Source organism: Brevibacillus sp. FIR094 (assembly GCF_050477165.1).
Lineage (GTDB): Bacteria > Bacillota > Bacilli > Brevibacillales > Brevibacillaceae > Brevibacillus.
Genome location: NZ_JBEAES010000002.1, coordinates 13588 through 34485, shown reverse-complemented (window position 1 = coordinate 34485; position 20898 = coordinate 13588). Strand labels below are relative to the sequence as shown.

Genomic DNA, 20898 nt, shown 5'->3' with positions numbered 1-20898 from the left:
TCCAAAAGAAGTTTCGTAATATTTCGTTATAATAACAAAGAAGAGTGGAAGGAAGAATAGGGGGCTCGTTCAAGATGGTGAACAATGAAAAGGTGGAAGGGCTAACAATGGAGGAGTGGAAAACGAAATATCCGCTCCTTCCTAACATGATGGAGACGGATCAAGTTTTCTGGACGAACCCTAGCTATAATGAGATCGCAAAAGCAACTCTCTCCGTTACACCAGAGGAAGTCCAGGATGCAGAAGAGCGCTTGCGGCGCTTTGGCGCGTTCATTCAAGTGGCTTTTCCCGAGACGAGAGAAGCTGGTGGACTGATCGAGTCTCCACTCGTTCCGATAAAAGAGATGCAAAAGCACCTAGAGTCTCGCTTTGCGTCGGATATACAGGGGAATCTCTGGTTAAAATGCGACAGCCATTTGCCTATTGCTGGTTCCATTAAGGCGCGTGGTGGCATCTACGAGGTGCTGGCACATGCAGAAGAATTGGCTCAAAAGCATCAGATGCTGCAACCGGACAATGATTATGCTATTTTGGCTTCGGATGCGTTCCGGGAATTGTTTTCCCGTTATTCCATTGCGGTAGGCTCGACAGGAAATCTCGGTTTGAGCATCGGGATTATCAGCGCGAAGCTCGGTTTTCAAGTCACCGTACATATGTCAGCGGACGCCAAAGCATGGAAAAAGGAATTGCTGCGGGTAAAAGGAGTCCAGGTTGTGGAGTACGCATCGGATTATGGAAAAGCGGTGGAAGAGGGCAGGAAGCAGGCTGAAGCCGATCCGAACTGCTATTTCATCGATGATGAGAACTCCAAGCGATTATTCCTTGGCTATGCAGTAGCAGCAAAACGATTGAAAAGGCAGCTAGAGGAACAACAAATAAAAGTAGATCGTGATCACCCCCTGTTCGTCTACCTTCCGTGTGGAGTTGGTGGTGGCCCTGGTGGTGTAGCGTACGGGTTAAAGTTGGTTTATGGTGATCATGTTCATTGCTTTTTTGCGGAACCAACTCATTCTCCCTGCATGCTGCTAGGGTTAATGACAGGCTTGCATGACAAAGTTTCCGTTCAAGATTTCGGGATAGACAACAAGACAGAGGCGGATGGTCTGGCAGTTGGTCGACCTTCCCGTTTTGTAGGAAAAATGATGGGGGGCCTACTGAGTGGCGTGTTTACAGTGGACGACGAGGAGCTATACGACTTGTTGCGTGCCTTGCGCGATCACGAATCCATTCGATTGGAGCCGTCTGCATTGGCTGGTATGCCTGGACCTGCAAGAATGTTTCAGCAGGAGACAGGGCGTCACTATTTGACGAAGCAAGGTCTAACAGAAAAAATGAAAAAGGCGACCCATATCGTGTGGGCGACGGGTGGGAGTATGGTGCCGGAGAATATCCAGGACGAGTACTATGCGAAAGGTCTAGAAGAAAATGGAATCGGATAAGAAAACCAGAATGTTTATGCTACAAGCCCGGATTACTCTCCGGGCTTTTGTTCATTCATTTCAAAGTCTTTTGTGTTTTGAAAATAATAAACGTCGGTCTTCTTACTTCGGAAATCTGATGCGGCTGTAAGCGGAGTCCTTCTGGCGTGCAGGTTGGCTCGATGATCTCTTGCAGGGTAAGCCCCGCTTGGATTAACGTATTGACAGCAGTGGACATGGAGCGGTGGTAAAAAAGGGCCTTTCTGCCGTTCATCATGTGCATTTCACGTTCTCCATCTTCCAGGTAGTTGTCCAAAGGCCAAAAATGCTTCTGTCCTTCTTCGTTGCGCACCCAGCCCTCGACTTTTTTGCGAGCGGTAATATGCGGATGGAGTGTAGAGTAAACGAAATGTCCTCCATTGCACAAGGCGCGGCTTACTTTGTTGATCACGTGCTCATAGTCACGAACATAGTCCATGACGAGAGAGCTCGTAATGAGATCGTAGTCATGATCGGCAAGCTCAATGTCCTCTAGGGAGCCATGTAGATATTGAATGTTCTCGTGACTGTTATTCGTCCGGGCATACTTCAGCATGTTGTGAGAGAGATCAACACCGATTACTTCACTTGCTCCTTGCTCCACACAGTACTTGGCAAACTGTCCGCCCCCACATCCGAGGTCGAGTACACGCAATCCTTTGAGGGAGGGGAGGCAACTACGAAAAGCAGGCTGTTCGATCATATCATTCTCCGATTCACCGGATAGACGGAGTTTTTGATAGTCCTGATAAAAATCCTGTTGATCATACAGATTTTGTTTCATCCCATATCACCCGTTTCCATTTTTTCTCGGATTCCTATTATGGATAAAAAATGAATAGGATGTCAATTATTCGTTTAAAACGATTGAAAATGAGAGCAGGAGTTTGCTTTTTTTACGAGAATTAGTGAGAGACAACCCATTTTTGCGATTCCGTCCGCTTTGCTGAGACGGTTTTTTTCTGTAAGAAGATTTGGTTTCGATATTTTTTGGCGAGACTGAAATCGAAGGAGGGATAAACGTGGACCAAATACTTCAATTGATCAAAGATTACTGGCCGATTGCGCTAGGTATCATAATCATCATCATGGCTGCCCAATGGGTGGTACGAAGTATCATTCGAATTATTTCGCTCGCTGCTATTATTGGTGTTGTGCTCGTGTTGTTTTTCCAATTCAGTCCTGAAGAAGTGATCCAAATGGGACGTCAAGCAGCTGTAGCTACACAAGAAGTCGTCGATAAGACGATTACACCCGTCTTGGACAAAGAGCTTAAGGATGCCGATATTTCCTTCAAGGAAGATGGCACTTATGAAGTGAAGACAACGAGTATTCGTATCGTAGGTAAAAAAGGCGAATCCAAAGCGACTGTTTATTACAAGGATGAGGAATGGGAAGTAAATATCGGTCAATTGAGCAAGCTGTTCCAGGATCGACTTGGTAAGGCAGAGCAAGAAAGCAAGACGATGTAGAAAGCAAAAAACGCATGGGCCCAAAAAGGTCTCATGCGTTTTTTGCTGGTTAAGCGAGTAATTCCTTTACACAGTCGTCATATTCGGAGCAACACGCAGTCGAGTTGCTTGTTCATAAGCGTAGGCCAGGCGAAGGAGAGTAGGCTCCTGAAATGCCAATCCGGTCAGCGTGATGCCAAATGGCTTGCCCGCAGAAGTATAGCCAGCTGGAATCGTAATCGAAGGGTAACCAGCTTTGGCAGGGATTGCATAACCCGTACTGCCGGGGTATAAGAGGGCATCGAGTTCGTGCTCCTTCATAACAGCATCAAGGCCTTGTTTCTGTGACATTTCCAAATCAAACAGGCGATTGGCCAGATACTCTGGCTCTGTCAGTGTACCACTTGTTTGCTCGGATTCTTCCAGCAGCTCTTGCCCGTATAGCAGGGCTTGTTCCTCATGTGCCCGATTAAAAGCAATGACATCCTGTAAGGAGCGGATCGGGTAGGATGCTGGTAACGTTTTTAAGTACGCATTTACACCAACCTTGAATTCATGCACGAGAACATGTATGTCCCATGCGGCATTTTCTGTCGGAATGGTGACCGCATCTATGACCGTTGCGCCAGCCTCCTTGAGCTTTTCAATAGTTGCTTCATACAAGGCGATTTCTTCGGCTTCACACTCAGCCAAAAATCTGGATCGTACAACACCGATGCGTGCACCTCGCAATCCATCTGCATCGAGGAAGGGGAGGTAATCGTTATACACGAGACCCTCGCTTTTCCCAGTCACTGGATCATTTTCATCTATACCCGTTAAGGCACTTAGCAAAATAGCTGCATCTGTCACGGTTCTCGCCAACGGTCCGGCTGTGTCTTGGCTATGGGAAATCGGAATGATACCCGAACGGCTGATTAAGCCAACGGTAGGTTTGATTCCCACGAGCGAATTTTGTTCTGCTGGGTGGAGAATCGACCCAGAAGTCTCCGTACCGACCGCCACAACGGCAAAACCTGCGGCAATCGCAGCAGCCGAACCCGAGCTAGACCCGCCGACATCAAGTACACCAGGTCCGTATGGGTTCAATACTTGTCCACCGCGCGAGCTATAGCCATCTGGCATGTCATTGGAGACAAAGTTAGCCCATTCCGTCAGATTGGTTTTCCCTAAAAGGACAGCCCCCGCCTCGCGGAGCCTAGTTACAACAAATGAGTCCGCAGAGGCAAACGAATCAGCTAAAGCTAGAGCTCCAGCCGTCGTGTGCATCTTGTCAGCTGTCGCAATGTTATCCTTGATCAGTACAGGGATTCCGTGAAGTGGCCCACGACTTCCTGACACCGCTCGTTCCCGATCCAGTGACTCTGCGATCGCCAGTGCATCTGGGTTTAGCTCACAAATGGCATTGATTCGGATGCCTTGTTTGTTGTAGGTGGCAATCCTCTGTAAAAAGGTGAGGGTCAGTTCCCGCGAAGTCGTGGTTCCAGCTGTCATTGCAGCTTGCCATTCAAGAATGCTTGTTTCATGAATCAATGACATGATTGATCTCCTTTTACGAATGATTTGATTTTTATTATAGTACCAAATTCAGGCAATAGGGAGAAGGGTGAGCCTTTTGCCGATAAAAAAACAAGCTGACTCTACGTAAGAATCAGCTTGTTCGGTCGTGTATGTTGTTTAAGCGTTTGATCCAGCAGCTTCTAGCTTGGCTTTTTCTTCCGCTTCTACATAACGGTTGCGAGGATGCTCGCGGCATTCGTCGGAGCAAGAACGCTTGAATTTTGTCTCACATTCTGGGCAGCAGAAGTGCTGCTTGTTGCAGAATGGGTTGGCGCAGTTGAGATAGCGGTCTTCCACAGTACCGCAGTAATGGCAACGACCAATTACGACGTCTTCTTCTGTATGATTGATCGGTACAGAGATGCGCTCGTCAAACACGTAGCATTTTCCATCCCACAGACGTCCTTGGACTTCCGGATCTTTACCATACGTGACAATTCCGCCCTCAAGGTGGTAAACATTTTTAAAACCTTGTTGCAGGAATACACCTGTCAGCTTTTCGCAACGAATACCGCCAGTGCAATAGGTGAGGACTTTTTTATCCTTGAACTGGCTCATGTTTTCACGAATCCACTCAGGGAACTCTCGGGATGAATCCACTTCAGGGCGAATCGCACCACGGAAATGACCCAAATCGTATTCGTAATAGTTGCGACCGTCAAGGATCACGACGTCTTCTTCCTGCATCATTTCGTGCCATTCTTTTGGGTTCAGATAGGTGCCGACTAGTTCATTCGGATTAACATCTTCCTCCAAACGCCAGGTTACGAGTTCCTGTTTCGGACGCACAAACATTTTTTTGAATGCATGCTCTTCCGACTCATCTATTTTAAACCACATATCACTAAAACGTGGATCTTTTCGCACATATTCCATGTAGGCGTCGGTTTGTTCAATCGTGCCGGATACAGTTCCATTAATGCCCTCCGGAGCTACGATAATCCGCCCTTTCAGCCCATTATCCTTGCAAAATTGCAAGTGCTCGGCTGCGTACTCCTCATAATTTTCGATAGGAGTATACTTGTAATACAACAAAATGCGATATGGTTTTTGTACTTGCAAGGTACAATTCCACCTTTCTTTTCAATTGTGATTTTAGATGCAACGGTGATTATATCACATTCCATTGTTAAAAGTGCTGAAAAAGAAAGGGATTTGTGAGGTTTTTATGAAAATCGGTGCTTCTTGCTGGAAGTGGACGCATCCTGTACACTATGAATGGTAATCAGCTGAAAGGCTATAGAGGAGAGACAGTACATGAACATGACAAATGAGCGCCTGGCTACACAGGTGAAAATTAAAAAGCTCCACCAAGACGCCGTGATTCCAGCGTACGCGAGAGCAATGGACGCGGGCTTTGATCTGGTCGCGGTAGAGGATACATTGATTGCCCCTGGCCAATCTGCAAAAGTTCCAACTGGCTTGGCGTTCGCGCTTCCAGAAGGGTTTGAATTGCAAGTGCGCCCTCGCTCCGGGATCAGTGCAAAGACAAAGCTGCGCTTGTCCAATGCACCAGGGACTGTTGATGCCGGCTATCGCGGTGAAGTATGCGTCCTGATCGATAACATTCGGATTGCATCCGGAAAAAGTGGCAAGGTATGCCTTGGCGCAGGCGAAAACGAAGTAACCGTTGAACAAGAAGTAGATGCACATACCTACTTGATCAAAAAAGGGGACCGGATTGCACAGGGTGTGATTGCAATCGTTCCAGTCGCGCAGTTCGAGGTAGTTGATGAGCTGGATGAGACAGAAAGAGGAGCAGGCGGCTTCGGTAGCAGCGGCATCAAGAGCTAGTTCAATCGAGTAAAAAACAAGACCCCTGATCATCAGCCGTGTAAATGGACTTGAGCTGATACGTCAGGGGTCATTGTTTTGATCAAATCCTCATCCTTTGGCGGATAAAAACTGGTCAATTCTTGAAAGATCGTCCGCAGTCAGCGAACGTCCATCTGCTTTGACGAATACGCAAGGTCCATAGACCCAATCTAAAAAACCATCTGATGTGATGGGGAAATTGTTTGCTTGCACCCCGCGGGCATCTTCATTCACAACGAGGGAGATTCCCTCCAGATGGTCATCTTCCACTACCTCATATTCACCAGCCACCAGATCCTGTAGTTCATCCGTCCCAGCGATTTCTCGAACAACTGCATTTTCATGCGGAAGCTTTACGTATACCGTAGTCAAGCGCACTCACTCCTTCTGACATCCATCATAACGTATCACCAATGAATTGTGCGATAGGGGAGCGGATGCTGGTTGGCGTGTTGGTTATCCTATGGTTGAGAATTGAAGTAACGTCCGTAGTGATACTTTCAGCCTGAGGGGACATGCTGATGATATTCGTGACCGGAAAACTGTATTGGCCAGAAACATTGGCAGCGCCACTCCTATATCCCGCTCTGACCCAGGACGTGAAGTGTGATGTTCTGATCATAGGTGGCGGTGAGGCAGGAGCACTCGTTTCCTATTATTTGAAGCAGCATGATGTGGATGTCATCCTCGTGGATAAACGGCGGGTGAGTGGGGGCAGCAGCAGCGCTAACACCGGCTTGTTGCAAATATGCAACGATAAAACGTTGACAGCCTGTATCCATTCGTTCGGAGAGCAAAAAGGAGTTCGTTTTTACGAGCTGACGCGGCAGGCTGTTGATGAATTGGAAAAAATCTCTGGGCAGCTAGACCAATCTCCAGATTACATAAGGCGTGACAGCCTGTACTATGCCAGTGAACCAGCTGATGTTGAGAGCTTGCGGACAGAGTACCAGTTACTGAAAAAGCATGGCTTTCCAGTCACATATTTGGAGCGACCAGATATAGAGAAGCGATTCTCCTTTTCGAAGGCAGGGGCTATTTATTCCAAGGGAGATGCGGAGCTCAATCCGTACAAATTTGCCAACGGTGTGATTGCCCACTCTGTGAAAAAAGGGATGCGTGTATACGAAAACACGGAAGTCGTGCATCAAAAAGTGCAGGACGGAGGTCTTTTGGTCTATACCAAAAGTGGGCACACAATCAAGTGCAGGCGTGCCGTGTTTGCCACTGGTTACGAAGCACAATCCATGAAGCGCAATGCCAACGCTGTGATTTCCAGCTCGTTTTCCATCGTGACCAATCAAGTCGAAGTGTTTACGGGCTGGCCGCAAGCATGTTTAATCTGGGAAACAGCTCGTCCATACTTGTATATCCGTACTTGTCCGGAAGGGAGAATCATCGTCGGAGGACTCGATGAGCCGTTGAACGACTTACAAAAGAAGGATGCTTCCAGTCTGAAGAAGCGTGATCATTTGCTCGCAAAGATTCAAGAGTTATTTCCCAAGATCCCCATGCGAGCCGAATATTATTGGGGAGCGACTTTTGTCGATACCCATGACGGACTCCCGCTGTTTGGGGAGCAGGAAGGCTATCCGCACTGCTTGTTCACATTAGGCTACGGAGGGAACGGAACTGTCTATTCGACCATCGGCGCGCAAATCATCAGTGATCTGATTACAAAAGGAAGTCATTCGGCCGCCGATCTTTTTGCTTTGACCGGATGAAATATGCCAGTGTCACAGTCTGATCGAAAAAGCTTTCCCATTCAACGGGAAGGCTTTATTTTTTTGAAAATGTCAGAACGGGCGGGCCCAAATTTGCTGGATAGGCAAGTAACATTTGAACGTGGCCTACCTGCCTAGCATAGGGTAGATGGAAATATCGTTGACAGGAACAAAAAGGCAGGTATAATTTTCGATAACAGAGTATTCCGAGTAAAATACTATAGATTAAAAGAGGAGTGAAAGTGAGCTGTATGAAAACCACGAAAGGCAAGGTCCAGACGATCCTGCAACGCGTAGGAATCGTTGCTATGGCGGTTGCTATGGCAGGCTGCTCGGCTGCTACACCAGCAGAAACAGGGAATGGAGCGGCGGGCAGCAACTCTACGGTAGAGCTGCTCAATGTTTCCTACGATCCGACGCGAGAGTTTTACCAAGATATCAACAAGGAGTTTGCCTCAGAGTGGCATCAAAAGACAGGTCAAACCGTAACGATCAAGCAATCACATGGCGGTTCAGGCAAGCAATCCCGCTCTGTCATCGATGGCTTGGAAGCAGATGTAGTCACCCTAGCCCTCGCTTATGATATGGACGCAATTGCCGAACGCGGTCTGATTCCTGCCGATTGGCAAAAGAAGCTCTCAGACAACAGCTCGCCTTATACCTCCACGATTGTGTTTCTTGTACGCAAAGGCAATCCGAAGCAAATCAAAGATTGGGATGATTTGATCAAGCCTGGTATCTCCGTGATTACACCGAACCCGAAAACATCTGGGGGAGCCAGATGGAATTACTTGGCTGCCTGGGGTTATGCCTTGAAGACAAATGGCGGGGATGAAGCGAAGGCACAAGAATTCGTTGGACAATTGTTTAAAAATGTACCCGTCCTCGATTCTGGGGCACGTGGTTCGACCACTACGTTTGTTGAGCGTGGCATTGGGGATGTGCTGATTGCATGGGAAAACGAAGCGTATCTCGCTGTCAATGAACTAGGGAAAGACAAGTTTGAGATTGTGAATCCGTCCTTGAGCATTTTGGCTGAACCGCCTGTTACCATCGTTGACAAATACGCTAACAAGCACAAAACAAAAGAAGTAGCAGAAGCATACCTCCAATTCCTGTATACCAAAAAAGGCCAAGAGCTCGCAGCCAAGCATTACTACCGCCCTCGTTCGCAGGAAGTGCTCCAAGCACATACACCGGCATTCCCAGACATCCAATTGTTTACCATCGATGAGTTGTTTGGTGGTTGGACGAAAGCACAAAAGACTCATTTTGCAGATCAAGGTGTCTTCGATCAACTTTATAAACCATAGACTTCCACTTTCCTCAGAGGAGTTACCTTCATGAGAAAATCATTCCGCAACAGAGGGTTTTTGCCAGGCTTTGGCATGACCATGGGCTATACAATCATCTACCTGAGTCTTCTGGTGCTGATCCCTCTGTCTGTCTTATTTTTAAAAGCTTCTACGATGAGTTGGGAGCAATTCATAGGGACGATTATGGATACGAGGGTCCTTGCCTCCATTCATGTGAGTATTATGACTTCTTTTTTCGCGGCTTGTCTCAATGCGGTGTTCGGTGTCTTGGTAGCATGGGTGTTGGTACGTTATCAATTTGCGGGGAAGCGGATCATTGACGGTATAGTTGATCTGCCCTTTGCTTTACCTACCGCTGTAGGCGGGATTGCCCTGACTTCTATTTACGCTGAAAATGGCTGGATCGGGCAGTACCTGGCAGAGTGGGGGATCAAGGTAGCGTACACTCCCATCGGTATATGGGTTGCACTAACATTCATCGGTCTTCCTTTTGTCGTCAGAACCGTCCAGCCTGTGTTGCAAGATTGGGATTTGCAAATGGAGGAAGCGGCGGCTACGTTGGGCGCTACACGATGGAATACATTTTGGCGGGTGGTTTTGCCGCATTTGTTACCGGCGATCATTACGGGTTTTGCGCTCGCCTTTGCTAGAGCACTGGGTGAGTATGGCTCCGTCGTGTTCATCTCCGGGAACATGCCATTGAAAACAGAGATTGTGCCCCTCTTGATTATGACCAAGCTGGAACAGTTTGACTATGCGGGCGCTACGGCAATTGCAACGGTCATGCTAGTGATTTCCTTTATCATGCTGTTGGTCATCAACTACTTGCAATGGAAAATCAATAAATTCGATGCGGCCCGTTAGGAGGTATCACGTATGAAGCATTTGACGGAGCCGGCCTATATCCGATGGACACTGATTATCGTGGCCTTGCTCTTCCTCGGCTTGTTTTTGATCCTACCGCTAGTAGCTGTTTTTACAGAAGCGTTTCGGCAAGGGGCGGAGGTGTTCGTTGCGGCTATTACAGAGGAGGAAACGTTATCCGCTGTCAAGCTCACCTTGCTTGTCGCAGCCATTAGCGTACCGCTGAATGTGACGTTCGGGATCGCTGCGGCATGGGCAATAGCCAAGTTTTCGTTCCCGGGTAAAAATGTGTTGCTTACTTTGATAGACTTGCCATTTGCGGTGTCTCCAGTAATTGCGGGCCTTATCTTTGTCCTCTTGTTTGGGAGTCAAGGTGTGGCGGCGCCCTTGCTTGCGGCGTGGGATCTCAAAATTATATTTGCGGTTCCCGGTATCGCGCTTGCGACGACCTTTGTTACCTTCCCGTTCGTCGCTCGTGAACTGATTCCGGTCATGGAAGCACAGGGAAGAGACGAGGAGGAAGCAGCAGTCTCACTCGGAGCAAGCGGCTGGAAAACATTTTTGCGCGTCACGCTGCCAAACGTAAAATGGGGACTCCTGTACGGGGTCATTCTGTGTAATGCCCGCGCCATGGGTGAATTCGGGGCAGTATCCGTCGTTTCCGGTCATATCCGCGGCATGACCAATACGCTCCCGTTGCATGTGGAGATTCTCTACAACGAATATCAATTCGCTGCTGCCTTTGCGGTAGCCACCTTGCTTGCTGCCTTAGCCTTGGTGACGCTTATTCTGAAAAGCTTGATCGAGTGGAAAACCGAGCGGCAGGCAAAGCTGGATGAGGAACAACACTACGACGTGACAGGAGAGAGAGCCGGATGAGTATCGAGGTAGTGAACATTACGAAGTCATATAAAAGCTTTACGGCGTTGAAAAATGTGAATCTTCAAATCCCGGAAGGCGAACTCGTAGCGCTTCTTGGGCCTTCCGGATCGGGAAAGACGACGCTTTTGCGTCTCATCGCTGGACTGGAACAACCGCAGGAGGGGAGCATTCTCTTTCACGGTGAGGATAATACGAATCGCGACGTGCGCGAGCGGCAGGTTGGATTTGTATTTCAGCATTACGCCTTGTTTCGGCATATGAACATTTTTGACAACATTGCGTTTGGTTTGTCAGTTCGCTCCCGCAAAACACGACCTAACAAGGAGGAAATCAGTAAAAAGGTTCATTCACTGTTAAAGCTCGTTCAGCTAGAAGGTCTCGCACATCGCTATCCCTCACAGCTATCCGGTGGTCAGCGCCAACGTGTCGCATTGGCGAGGGCGTTGGCAGTGGAACCAAAATTTTTGCTGCTGGATGAACCGTTTGGCGCTTTGGATACGAAAGTGAGACAGGAGCTGCGTCGCTGGCTCCGTCATCTGCACGGGAAGCTCGGGCTGACGATTCTGTTCGTCACACACGATCAGGAGGAAGCGATGGAATTGGCGGATCAGGTAGTTGTGATGAATGAAGGGCGAGTGGAGCAGGTAGGGTCGCCCGAAGAAATTTATCACCATCCGGCGAATCCATTCGTGTACAGCTTTTTGGGGCGGGTCAATTTGTTTCACGGACGAATCCAAAATGGCAAAATCAAGCTCGGCGAAGCAGAGTTCGAGACAGATTGGAAGGATAAAGCGGTAGAGGCTCCCGCTGTCGGATACATGCGTCCACATGATGTAGAGATATCGTTGCGACCGCCAGAGGGGAAGTCTGCCAGATCTGTTCAGGCCGAGATTAACCATATTTCACTCTTGGGTCCGATTGTTCGCTTGGACCTGAAACGTTTGGATACGGATGAGGTGTTTGAGGCAGAAATGAGCAGGCAGCGCTTTATGGAGTTGAACGTAGAAGAGGAGAGCATTGTGTATGTGACGTTGCACAATATATCGATCTATGTGGATGCACAACCTGTACAGACACATCGTCCTTCTCTCATTCCGTTGCAGGCCAGTGTTTGATCCGATTGATTGCAAATAAACCGGTCTGCATTTGCCGCAGGCCGGTTTTTGATGGAGGCACTCTCTATTCGCCATGTTGCTTGGAGCGTGTCTGTTCTTTACTAATTGTGTTCGATCTCCGGGTTTGTGAAGGGTTTTCTTTCTTTCCCATCTCATTTTTGACACCATTTTGCTTGGACATTTCTTTGCCTCCTTCCCATTGGATTGCCATGGTAGTTTTCCCTGTAAAAATGATTTTCATGAATCAAGTGTTTTTTGCTGTGCGCGAAATCGTTTACCTTTTGCAAAATGAGGTCATCTCTGGTAAGATAAGTGTTTGAACGATTCAAAAAAGGCAGGTATTGCGACGATGATAAGCACTCAGAACGTGACGCTGCGCTACGGTAAGCGCGCACTGTTTGAAGATGTATCCATTAAGTTTACCCCAGGTAACTGTTACGGCCTCATCGGTGCGAACGGTGCAGGGAAGTCTACCTTCGTGAAGATCCTCTCCGGAGAGATCGATCCGACGAGTGGTCACGTTTCGGTGACACCGGGCGAGCGTATCGCTGTATTAAAGCAGAACCACTTTGAATTCGACGAATTCGAAGTGCTGAAAACGGTCATTGTGGGTCATAAGCGCCTGTTTGAGATCATGGAAGAGAAAACAGCTCTCTACATGAAAGAAGACTTCTCCGAGGAAGATGGCAATCGTGCATCTCAACTCGAAGGCGAATTCGAAGAACTGAACGGGTGGATGGCAGAAGCAGATGCGGCTAGCTTGCTGATCGGTTTGGGTATCCCGACTGACTTGCACGACAAGCAGATGAAGGACCTCTCTGGTACGGAGAAGGTACGTGTTCTGTTGGCACAAGCGCTGTTTGGTAATCCACACATCCTGCTGCTAGATGAGCCTACGAACCACTTGGACATCGAGTCGATTCGTTGGTTGGAAAACTTCCTGGCAGATTATGAAAACACAGTTATCGTTGTATCCCATGACCGTCACTTCCTGAACAAGGTGTGTACGCACATCGCGGATATCGACTTCGGTAAGATTCAAATGTACGTGGGTAACTACGACTTCTGGTACGAATCCAGCCAATTGGCACTGAAAATGGTTCGTGATCAGAATAAGAAGAAAGAAGAAAAAATGAAGGAACTGCAAGAGTTTATTGCACGTTTCTCTGCCAATGCTTCCAAGTCGAAGCAGGCGACTTCGCGTAAAAAGCTGTTGGAGAAAATTACGTTGGATGATATTCGTCCTTCCAGCCGTAAGTATCCTTTCATCAACTTCAAGCCAGAGCGTGAAGCGGGTAAAAACCTCGTAGCAATCGAAGGCTTGAGCAAGACGGTTGAAGGCGAAAAACTGTTTGAAAACCTTCACCTCACCATTAACAAAGGGGATAAAATTGCGTTTGTCGGACCGAATGAGCTGGCGAAAACGACTTTCTTCCAAATTTTGATGGGCGAAGTTCAAGCAGACAGCGGTTCTTTCGAATGGGGCGTTACGACTTCCCAAGCGTACTTCCCAAAAGATAACGCTGAGTACTTCAATTCTGACTTGAGCCTGGTTGATTGGCTGCGTCAGTACTCCAAAGATCAAGACGAGACATTCATTCGTGGATTCCTCGGTCGCATGCTGTTCTCTGGAGATGAAGCACTGAAAAAGGCGAACGTATTGTCCGGGGGAGAAAAAGTTCGTTGCATGCTGTCCAAGATGATGCTGGCAAGTGCCAACGTATTGATCATGGACGAACCGACGAACCACTTGGATCTAGAATCCATTACTGCCTTGAACAACGGCATGATCGAATTCGACGGTACGCTTCTATTCGTATCTCATGACCACCAGTTCGTACAAACGATTGCGAACCGGATCATTGAGTTCACGCCGAAGGGTGTCATTGATAAGATGATCACATATGATGAGTACCTCGAGAGCGATGAAATCAAGCGCCTGCATGAAGAACATTACGCGTAAGCTTGATCCACATAGAAAAGCCCTTGGCTTCGCACAAACCGTGCTGAAGTTCAAGGGCTTTTTCTCATGATGGTGAAGAAGCGGTGTCCTCCACAAACTCTACTTTGCTGAGGAACGCTTCCTTGCTGGAAAAAATAACGCGCTCTTTTCGCGGGGAAGTAAAGAACACGACGATATACTGGTCATCGATGTATTCTACCGTGCCTCGTTTTTTCGGTCTTTGTATAGTTTTCACGGGTTTATTCAACCACTCGTTCATCTTCTATTCCTCCTACCTAGCTTTCCCATTCATTATACCAAGATTAAAGGCGATACCCAATGACATGTGCAGTTATAGCGATGCGCAACAGCATCTGATCGTGCCCGTTTTCCGCATTCAATCCGGTCCACTCTCGGATGAGCTGGATGCGGTATTTGATTGTATTTTTATGGACATACAAACGACGCGCGGCTTCCGCGTAATTACCATCCGCTTGCAAAAACACTTGCAAGGTTTGGAGGAGCTGTCCGTTCTTTTCTCGATCATAGCTGTGAATTTTACCCAGACATTCTTCTGCAAACGCTTGGGCTTCTGTCGCGGGATCGTCTGCGTACATGATTCGCTCGAGTCCTAAGTCGTGGTAGCTTTTGACGCGAAGAGAAGAGGCGTTGGCTGGATTTGCTGAATGGAGAGCGGTTCGCAAGCTGATCAGCGCTTCCCGATAACTACGAACGATGCCTTCTCGCTCAGAATGATATCGCCCAATTCCTGCAAAGACGGGCTGATCCAATTGTTTGGTGACCGTCTTCAAGCATTGCTCTTGCAGCCACTGCGAGAGTGATTCAGTGGAGGCATGCATAGACATAGGCACGAGCAAGAGGACACGATTTTCCTGATCCAATCCATACAGAATCGCTTCATTGGAAGAAAAAAAACGATGCAACGCGTTCAGAAGATGATGGTTTTCTTGCCAAAGTTCCATGCCGGTTTTGTCATGCGGGGAGGTGCTTAGGATCATCGCGATATACTGATCGGACAACTCCCAGCCCACTTCATCCGCCTTTCGCATGAGCATTTCATGTGAGACAATCTGGCCACTGACGAATTGTTGCAAAAAATCATTGCGAAAACGCTGGAATGTTTCCTGGATGGCTCGTTGTCGCTGCATTTCAAGTGACAGGAGGGCAGCACTTTGTTCGATGGCGACTTTTTCCCACGCGTATAGATCACGCTCCCGCTGTTCAATGACGATGGTTCCCAGCACGATTTGGTCGTGGAGAAGCCACCGGATATGGATGCCTTCTTTTTGTTTGCTAAGAGGCGCTTGCGTTAGTCGAATCGGGGCGCGTTGTCCATATAGCTTGTCCAATGAATCATCGCGGGGGAGCGAAACAAGCGAGGAATCCCATTTCCATTTATGCTGGGGGACATGGATGGAGACAGGAGCATCAAGGATATCGGACAGTAAATCTGTCAATGTAGAAATCGGAGCTCCTCCCGTTAAATAGTGATGAAACCGTTCATAAATGGCATGGGTTCTGTCCAGCTCGATGCGCTGTTTGTCATTGATGTATTGAACGACTGGAACGATGACATCCGACCAAGCTTTATTCATTGGAAAGGACAGGATGGGAAATGCCTTTTTCGTAGCGTGGGAGAGAACGGCGTCAGGTAGGTCCTCGATGTATCGACCTAATTTGATGGCAAGCCCAGGGGTGCCGATGGCGACTAGCTCATTGATGAGTGTTATCAGCCGTTTCGTACATGTTTTTTGCTGAGAGAGAAATGGAAAGCCTGTCGTCAGAACGAATTCACCAGCACGCAGCCACCTGTGGCCATCGGGAGAATCAAATGAGGTGACTCCCAGCAGTTCATTTTCTAAAGAGTCCGCACCTGCAAGCACTGACGATTCATCAAAGCCACCAACTTGTATGAGCTCACGGACAGTAATCATTACGCTCACCATGCCTTCATCATTTTTTAGCTACTCGCACAAAACCCCGTTCCGTTTTCTAGCCATCTGAACAAAGGAAATATTTGAATTTTTAGATAATACTAATGTACATGTCCAGGATGTGTACAGGCAATGGGACAAATCGAGCAAACTGGGGGGAGTCGTATGAAAGCGAGAGATTGGCTAGGGGTACTGCCGTTCATTGGGATGCTGGGAGGAATTCCGTTTGTGAATCGGGTGGAGCCTTACGTATTAGGCATGCCGTTTGTCCTATTTTGGATCGTTCTCTGGGTTGTCTTAACTTCTGTGATTATGGCATTCCTCAACAAAATCGACCCTGCTACGAAGGAGGACGGCCAATGAATATTGCCTTGATTATTATTTTTGCCTTTTTATTGCTGTCCTTCTATTCAGGTATTCGTGCGCAACGAGGGAAAGACATGAATATGGAACAATGGACCGTTGGCGGTAGAGGATTCGGTTCGATTTTTATTTTCTTGCTGGTAGCAGGCGAGATTTATACGACCTTCACCTTTTTGGGGGGCAGCGGTTGGGCGTACTCCAAAGGGGCACCTTCTTATTACGTTCTCTCTTACATCTCCCTCGCCTATGTCATTTCCTACTGGCTCTTGCCGCCCATTTGGCGTTATGCCAAAGAGCACAAGCTCGTCTCCCAATCCGATTTTTTTGTAAGCAAATACAAGAGTCCGATACTCGGCATTTTGGTCGCAGCGGTCGGAGTCATTGCGATTATTCCGTATCTCGTCCTCCAATTCAAAGGCTTGGGGATCATCGTATCGGAAGCATCCTATGGCTCGATTTCGCCTGCTGCTGCGATATGGATCGGAGTCATTGCTGTGACCATTTACGTCATGATCTCAGGGATTCACGGTTCGGCTTGGACGGCTGCGATCAAGGACATCATGATTTTCTTTGTCGTCGTTTTCCTCGGGATTTACCTTCCGTTTCATTATTACGGGGGCATCCAGCCGATGTTTGAAGCAGTACAAGCCTCCAATCCTGGTTTCTTGACGTTCCCTGAAGAGGGATTAAGCATTTCCTGGTACATTTCAACGGTGCTGGTCACGGTGTTCGGATTTTACATGTGGCCGCATACGTTCGGCTCTGTGTTTTCAGCGAAAAATGCAAATGTGTTCCGCAAAAATACGATCATGCTTCCGCTCTATACCTTGATGCTACTGTTTGTGTTCTTTGTCGGCTTTACGGCGATTCTGCAAGTACCCGGGTTAAAAGGGGCGGACGGCGATTTGTCCTTGCTCCGTTTGTCGTTGCAAACATTCGATCCGTGGGTAGTCGGGATCATTGGAGCAGCAGGCTTGCTCACTGCGCTCGTACCAGGCTCGATGCTATTGATGACAGGGGCGACGCTCTTGGCGAAAAATGTGTACAAAGTCATGGCTCCGCACACATCTGACGCACAAATCGCCCGGATTGCCAAATGGTTAGTGCCTGTCATCTCGTTGGTCTCGCTGTATTTTGCAATGAGTGGGGGAGATACGCTCGTTACGCTGTTATTAATGGGCTACAGCTTGGTCACACAGTTATTCCCGGCATTGCTTTTTAGTCTTCCTGACAAGCCCTGGGTGAATAAATATGGTGCGTTTGCCGGGATTTTATGTGGGGTGTCAACTGTTGCGTATGTGACGATTTGCCAAGTGACGATTGCGACCATGTTCCCGAATTGGCCAGCTGTTGTCAAAGACTTGAACATTGGTGTCGTGGCATTGCTAGTCAATCTCGTCGTGATGTTTACTGTGACGTTTGTGACGAAGAATCTTTTTGCACTCAATCGTCATGCGGCAAACACAGAAGGGACACCAACTCTTTAATACTCGTTTCCTAAAGGAGGCAGTTAGATGGCAGATACGGTTTTTCTCAATGGACAGGTGATCACGGTAGATCATGAGAATCGGGTGGCAGAGGCAGTGGCAGTCAGAGGGAATCGCATTGTTGCTGTCGGGTCTAGTGAAGATGTGAAACAGTTGATTCAATCACATACAAACGTCATTGATTTGCAAGGGAAGAGTCTATTGCCCGGCTTCATCGATGCCCATCTGCATATTACGATTTACGGTACGAACAAGCTGGGAGTCGATTGCAAAGCGAGAGGGATCAGGTCGATTGATGATCTGCTCACCGCACTGAAAGAACAAGCGGCAAAAACACCAGCAGGGGAATGGGTGAGGGCATGTGGTTTCGATGAAAATCTCATGATCGAACAACGCTATCCGACAATCGCCGAACTGGATGAAGTGACGACAGCGCATCCTGTTTTTGTCATGAGGACGTGCGCTCATCACTCTGTCGTAAACAGCAGAGCGCTTGCGATAGCGGGTTACGATAGAAACACAGCCGACCCCCAAGGTGGACGTATTGATCGTGATGCAGATGGTGAGCTAACGGGGTTCCTCATCGAAACGGCACATATGAACCTGTTTGATAAAGCTGCTTTTACAGAAGCAGAGTATATCGAAGGTCTGCGATTGGCTTCGAAGGACTTTGTTGCTGCGGGCATTACGAGTGTCCACGATGCGGGAGGATACGGTCCAGAAAACTATCGAGCGATGCAAAAAGCGGTACAGAAAGGTGACGTGAAAGTTCGCATCTACGCGATGGTTTGTGCGCTGAATCAATCTGATGATTTTGTCCGAAAGATGATCGAAGCCGGGATGGTAACGGGTACGGGGAATGCTCGCTTCCGTATCGGACCTGCGAAAGTTTTTACCGATGGGGCAAGCATTGCGCCCACGATGGCCATGCGTGAACCGTTCACCAGCCGACCAGATGATTACGGAATTCTCTACTATGAACAGGACGAGTTGAATACCATTTTGGGAGAGGCACATGCACGAGGTTTTCAAATTACCGCTCATGCCCAGGGAGATCGAGCGATTGACATGCTGCTGACATGCTTTGAAACGGCAATAGAAGCACATCCGCGTGAGAATCACCGACATCGAATTGAACATGCTGGTGTATCTGCGCCTGATCTACTGGCGAGAATGGCTCGGCTAGGTGTCGTACCCATTCCAAATCCTGCTTTTATCTACGATTACGGCGATTCGTATGTGACCAACATCGGAGAGCGTGTCGGACATATGTTTCCGGCGAGGGATCAGCTCGACGCGGGGATCATTGCGGCAGGAGCGTCAGATAGTCCCGTGACTGATTTCAACCCGCTGATTGGGATTCATGCTGCCGTTAGTCGGGTGAGTAAAACAGGTCAGGATGTGGGGATCAATCAAAGGGTCAGCATCATGGAGGCGATTCGCATGTTTACTTGGAACGGAGCGTACGCCAGTTTTGAGGAGGGGATCAAAGGGAGTATTGAAGTCGGGAAGCTCGCTGATCTCGTGGTGCTGGACGGCGATATTTTGGCAACGCGGGCAGATCGTATCAAAGATCTGCGCGTTGACAAAACGATGATCGATGGGGAGTTCGTCTATCAACGCCAAGATGAGGAGGTTCTACAAGATGAACGCAAAAGCGAAAAAGCTTGCGATCAATGAAGAACGACTGCAAAAACGAATCGAGCAATTGGCGCAAATCGGGAAAATAGGAGAAACGGGTGTATGCCGACTCGCTTTGACTGCTGAAGACCGGGCAGGCGTAGAGCTGGTGCGTAGCTGGATGGAAGAAGCCGGTCTTCAGACGCGGATTGATGACTTCGGCAATTTGATTGGTCGGATGATGGGGAAGGATGATCAAGCTCCGATCTTGATGATTGGCTCACATATCGATTCGCAGCCGTACGGCGGTCAGTACGATGGTGTGATCGGGGTATTGGGAGGACTAGAAGTCGTACAAACGTTGAATGAACAAGGGCTCATGCCTGCACAGCCTATTGAAGTCGTTGCGTTTTGTGACGAAGAAGGATGCCGGTTTCAAAAAGGACTGTTTGGTTCGAAAGGCATTCTCGGTATGCTGGACCAGACGGACTTGGAGCGGACGGATAAAAACGGGATCACACGCAGGCAAGCTCTGATTGATTTTGGATGCGACCCTGAACGTCTGGAAGCGTCTATTTATCCAAAGGGCAGCATCGGTGCTTATCTGGAGCTGCATATTGAGCAGGGGCCAATTCTCGATGATGCGAAAGAAGCGATTGGAATCGTGTCTGCGATATCAGGGCCATTGTGGTGGACGGTCGAGCTGACTGGCTTTGCTGGGCACGCTGGTTCTGTACCGATGCTGATGAGAAAGGATGCACTCGTCGGAGCGGCAAAAGTAATTTTGGCAGTGAACGAGCTGGCAAAGCTTGATCCACAAGCGCCAACAGTCGGTACAGTCGGTCACTTGGAGGTTTTCCCGGATTCGCGCAACATCATTGCAGAGCGGGTGCGTTTTTCGATTGATTTGCGGGATATCGATTTGAAGCGTCGCGATGAGCGCGAACAAGCGTTGCGCGAGGCAATTGAGCTAGCCGCTGTAGAAGGTGGATTACAATATACCATTACGGAAGATACGAATAGTGACCCGCGTTACTGTGCCGACTGGATTAAGGCAATCATGCATGAGGAGAGCAGCAAGCTCGGTGCCTCTGTGCGCGAGCTGATGAGTGGTCCTTTCCATGACGCTTTGGCACTCTCCTACGTTTGTGATTACGGGATGATTTTTGTCCGATGCAAGGACGGTATCAGTCATAATCCGCAAGAATATGCAGTCTATGAAGACGTGGCACTGGGAACAGAGCTACTCTACAAAACCGTATTGCGGATGAGCACCAACCAATAATAGAGAGAGTCGCCCGTCTAAGTGGATAGGCGACTTTTTTCATACAGCCAATGACGAGACTT

19 protein-coding genes are annotated in these 20898 nt (G+C 48.3%); 13 read left to right on the top strand and 6 right to left on the bottom strand.

The window, feature by feature from the left end; all coding sequences use genetic code 11:
- Positions 1–74 precede the first annotated feature (74 nt).
- A complete protein-coding gene (locus tag ACQ5DJ_RS01340; protein WP_429840866.1) occupies positions 75–1439 on the top strand; it encodes a D-serine ammonia-lyase in 1365 nt (454 codons plus the stop codon).
- Positions 1440–1494: 55 nt separating this feature from the next.
- On the opposite strand, the gene ACQ5DJ_RS01335 is transcribed toward ACQ5DJ_RS01340, so the two are convergent.
- Positions 1495–2241, bottom strand: a complete 747-nt coding sequence (locus tag ACQ5DJ_RS01335; RefSeq protein ID WP_429840865.1) for a class I SAM-dependent methyltransferase — start codon at positions 2239–2241, stop codon at positions 1495–1497.
- Positions 2242–2479: 238 nt separating this feature from the next.
- Here ACQ5DJ_RS01335 and ACQ5DJ_RS01330 point away from each other — a divergent pair, with 238 nt between their 5' ends.
- On the top strand, positions 2480–2929 hold the full coding sequence (locus ACQ5DJ_RS01330; protein ID WP_017248186.1) for a hypothetical protein: 450 nt from the start codon (positions 2480–2482) through the stop codon (positions 2927–2929).
- Between the two features lie 66 nt (positions 2930–2995).
- On the opposite strand, the gene ACQ5DJ_RS01325 is transcribed toward ACQ5DJ_RS01330, so the two are convergent.
- Both ACQ5DJ_RS01325 and ACQ5DJ_RS01320 read right to left on the bottom strand, forming a co-directional pair.
- Positions 2996–4447, bottom strand: a complete 1452-nt coding sequence (locus ACQ5DJ_RS01325; protein WP_429840864.1) for an amidase family protein — start codon at positions 4445–4447, stop codon at positions 2996–2998.
- A gap of 138 nt (positions 4448–4585) precedes the next feature.
- Positions 4586–5530 (bottom strand): rhodanese-related sulfurtransferase, encoded by a 945-nt coding sequence (locus ACQ5DJ_RS01320; RefSeq protein WP_429840863.1) that lies wholly within the window; start codon positions 5528–5530, stop codon positions 4586–4588.
- 195 nt (positions 5531–5725) lie between these two features.
- Here ACQ5DJ_RS01320 and dut point away from each other — a divergent pair, with 195 nt between their 5' ends.
- On the top strand, positions 5726–6262 hold the full coding sequence (gene dut, locus ACQ5DJ_RS01315; protein ID WP_429840862.1) for a dUTP diphosphatase: 537 nt from the start codon (positions 5726–5728) through the stop codon (positions 6260–6262).
- Positions 6263–6352: 90 nt separating this feature from the next.
- Here dut and ACQ5DJ_RS01310 read toward each other — a convergent pair whose 3' ends face one another.
- Positions 6353–6655: a DUF3846 domain-containing protein gene (locus ACQ5DJ_RS01310; RefSeq protein WP_429840861.1), complete on the bottom strand. Its 303-nt coding sequence runs from the start codon at positions 6653–6655 to the stop codon at positions 6353–6355.
- Between the two features lie 149 nt (positions 6656–6804).
- Here ACQ5DJ_RS01310 and ACQ5DJ_RS01305 point away from each other — a divergent pair, with 149 nt between their 5' ends.
- The 6 genes from ACQ5DJ_RS01305 (at position 6805) to ACQ5DJ_RS01280 (ending at position 14147) form a co-directional block, all read left to right on the top strand.
- On the top strand, positions 6805–8007 hold the full coding sequence (locus tag ACQ5DJ_RS01305; protein ID WP_429840860.1) for an NAD(P)/FAD-dependent oxidoreductase: 1203 nt from the start codon (positions 6805–6807) through the stop codon (positions 8005–8007).
- 251 nt (positions 8008–8258) lie between these two features.
- On the top strand, positions 8259–9320 hold the full coding sequence (locus tag ACQ5DJ_RS01300) for a sulfate ABC transporter substrate-binding protein (protein ID WP_429840859.1): 1062 nt from the start codon (positions 8259–8261) through the stop codon (positions 9318–9320).
- Positions 9321–9350: 30 nt separating this feature from the next.
- Positions 9351–10187 (top strand): sulfate ABC transporter permease subunit CysT, encoded by an 837-nt coding sequence (gene cysT, locus ACQ5DJ_RS01295; protein ID WP_429840858.1) that lies wholly within the window; start codon positions 9351–9353, stop codon positions 10185–10187.
- A 12-nt stretch (positions 10188–10199) separates the two neighbouring features.
- Positions 10200–11066 (top strand): sulfate ABC transporter permease subunit CysW, encoded by an 867-nt coding sequence (cysW, locus tag ACQ5DJ_RS01290; RefSeq protein WP_429840857.1) that lies wholly within the window; start codon positions 10200–10202, stop codon positions 11064–11066.
- Positions 11063–12184: a sulfate/molybdate ABC transporter ATP-binding protein gene (locus ACQ5DJ_RS01285; RefSeq protein ID WP_429840856.1), complete on the top strand. Its 1122-nt coding sequence runs from the start codon at positions 11063–11065 to the stop codon at positions 12182–12184. The genes cysW and ACQ5DJ_RS01285 overlap by 4 nt, the downstream gene beginning before the upstream one ends.
- A 349-nt stretch (positions 12185–12533) precedes the next feature.
- Positions 12534–14147: an ABC-F family ATP-binding cassette domain-containing protein gene (locus ACQ5DJ_RS01280; RefSeq protein WP_429840855.1), complete on the top strand. Its 1614-nt coding sequence runs from the start codon at positions 12534–12536 to the stop codon at positions 14145–14147.
- Between the two features lie 64 nt (positions 14148–14211).
- Here ACQ5DJ_RS01280 and ACQ5DJ_RS01275 read toward each other — a convergent pair whose 3' ends face one another.
- Together ACQ5DJ_RS01275 and ACQ5DJ_RS01270 are read right to left on the bottom strand one after the other, a co-directional pair.
- Positions 14212–14406 (bottom strand): hypothetical protein, encoded by a 195-nt coding sequence (locus ACQ5DJ_RS01275; RefSeq protein WP_144615974.1) that lies wholly within the window; start codon positions 14404–14406, stop codon positions 14212–14214.
- 43 nt (positions 14407–14449) lie between these two features.
- A complete protein-coding gene (locus ACQ5DJ_RS01270) occupies positions 14450–16081 on the bottom strand; it encodes a PucR family transcriptional regulator (RefSeq protein ID WP_429840854.1) in 1632 nt (543 codons plus the stop codon).
- 165 nt (positions 16082–16246) lie between these two features.
- Here ACQ5DJ_RS01270 and ACQ5DJ_RS01265 point away from each other — a divergent pair, with 165 nt between their 5' ends.
- The 4 genes from ACQ5DJ_RS01265 to ACQ5DJ_RS01250 are packed head-to-tail and all read left to right on the top strand — an operon-like array spanning position 16247 to position 20836.
- Entirely contained in the window at positions 16247–16444 is a 198-nt protein-coding gene (locus tag ACQ5DJ_RS01265) for a DUF3311 domain-containing protein (RefSeq protein WP_026043050.1), read from the top strand.
- Positions 16441–17931, top strand: coding sequence for a sodium:solute symporter family protein (locus ACQ5DJ_RS01260; RefSeq protein ID WP_429840853.1), 1491 nt, complete (start codon positions 16441–16443; stop codon positions 17929–17931). The genes ACQ5DJ_RS01265 and ACQ5DJ_RS01260 overlap by 4 nt, the downstream gene beginning before the upstream one ends.
- A 27-nt stretch (positions 17932–17958) precedes the next feature.
- A complete protein-coding gene (locus ACQ5DJ_RS01255) occupies positions 17959–19611 on the top strand; it encodes an amidohydrolase (RefSeq protein WP_429840852.1) in 1653 nt (550 codons plus the stop codon).
- On the top strand, positions 19577–20836 hold the full coding sequence (locus ACQ5DJ_RS01250; protein WP_429840851.1) for a M20 family metallo-hydrolase: 1260 nt from the start codon (positions 19577–19579) through the stop codon (positions 20834–20836). Before ACQ5DJ_RS01255 ends, ACQ5DJ_RS01250 begins: the two co-directional genes overlap by 35 nt.
- Positions 20837–20898 lie beyond the last annotated feature (62 nt).

Excerpts from the sequence above, each read along its gene's own strand:
- ACQ5DJ_RS01340 (WP_429840866.1), top strand. The coding sequence starts at position 75 with ATGGTGAACAATGAAAAGGTGGAAGGGCTAACAATGGAGGAGTGGAAA.
- ACQ5DJ_RS01335 (WP_429840865.1), bottom strand. The coding sequence starts at position 2,241 with ATGAAACAAAATCTGTATGATCAACAGGATTTTTATCAGGACTATCAA.
- ACQ5DJ_RS01325 (WP_429840864.1), bottom strand. The coding sequence starts at position 4,447 with ATGTCATTGATTCATGAAACAAGCATTCTTGAATGGCAAGCTGCAATG.
- dut (WP_429840862.1), top strand. The coding sequence starts at position 5,726 with ATGAACATGACAAATGAGCGCCTGGCTACACAGGTGAAAATTAAAAAG.
- ACQ5DJ_RS01305 (WP_429840860.1), top strand. The coding sequence starts at position 6,805 with ATGATATTCGTGACCGGAAAACTGTATTGGCCAGAAACATTGGCAGCG.
- ACQ5DJ_RS01300 (WP_429840859.1), top strand. The coding sequence starts at position 8,259 with ATGAAAACCACGAAAGGCAAGGTCCAGACGATCCTGCAACGCGTAGGA.
- cysT (WP_429840858.1), top strand. The coding sequence starts at position 9,351 with ATGAGAAAATCATTCCGCAACAGAGGGTTTTTGCCAGGCTTTGGCATG.
- cysW (WP_429840857.1), top strand. The coding sequence starts at position 10,200 with ATGAAGCATTTGACGGAGCCGGCCTATATCCGATGGACACTGATTATC.
- ACQ5DJ_RS01285 (WP_429840856.1), top strand. The coding sequence starts at position 11,063 with ATGAGTATCGAGGTAGTGAACATTACGAAGTCATATAAAAGCTTTACG.
- ACQ5DJ_RS01280 (WP_429840855.1), top strand. The coding sequence starts at position 12,534 with ATGATAAGCACTCAGAACGTGACGCTGCGCTACGGTAAGCGCGCACTG.
- ACQ5DJ_RS01275 (WP_144615974.1), bottom strand. The coding sequence starts at position 14,406 with ATGAACGAGTGGTTGAATAAACCCGTGAAAACTATACAAAGACCGAAA.
- ACQ5DJ_RS01270 (WP_429840854.1), bottom strand. The coding sequence starts at position 16,081 with ATGATTACTGTCCGTGAGCTCATACAAGTTGGTGGCTTTGATGAATCG.
- ACQ5DJ_RS01265 (WP_026043050.1), top strand. The coding sequence starts at position 16,247 with ATGAAAGCGAGAGATTGGCTAGGGGTACTGCCGTTCATTGGGATGCTG.
- ACQ5DJ_RS01260 (WP_429840853.1), top strand. The coding sequence starts at position 16,441 with ATGAATATTGCCTTGATTATTATTTTTGCCTTTTTATTGCTGTCCTTC.
- ACQ5DJ_RS01255 (WP_429840852.1), top strand. The coding sequence starts at position 17,959 with ATGGCAGATACGGTTTTTCTCAATGGACAGGTGATCACGGTAGATCAT.
- ACQ5DJ_RS01250 (WP_429840851.1), top strand. The coding sequence starts at position 19,577 with ATGAACGCAAAAGCGAAAAAGCTTGCGATCAATGAAGAACGACTGCAA.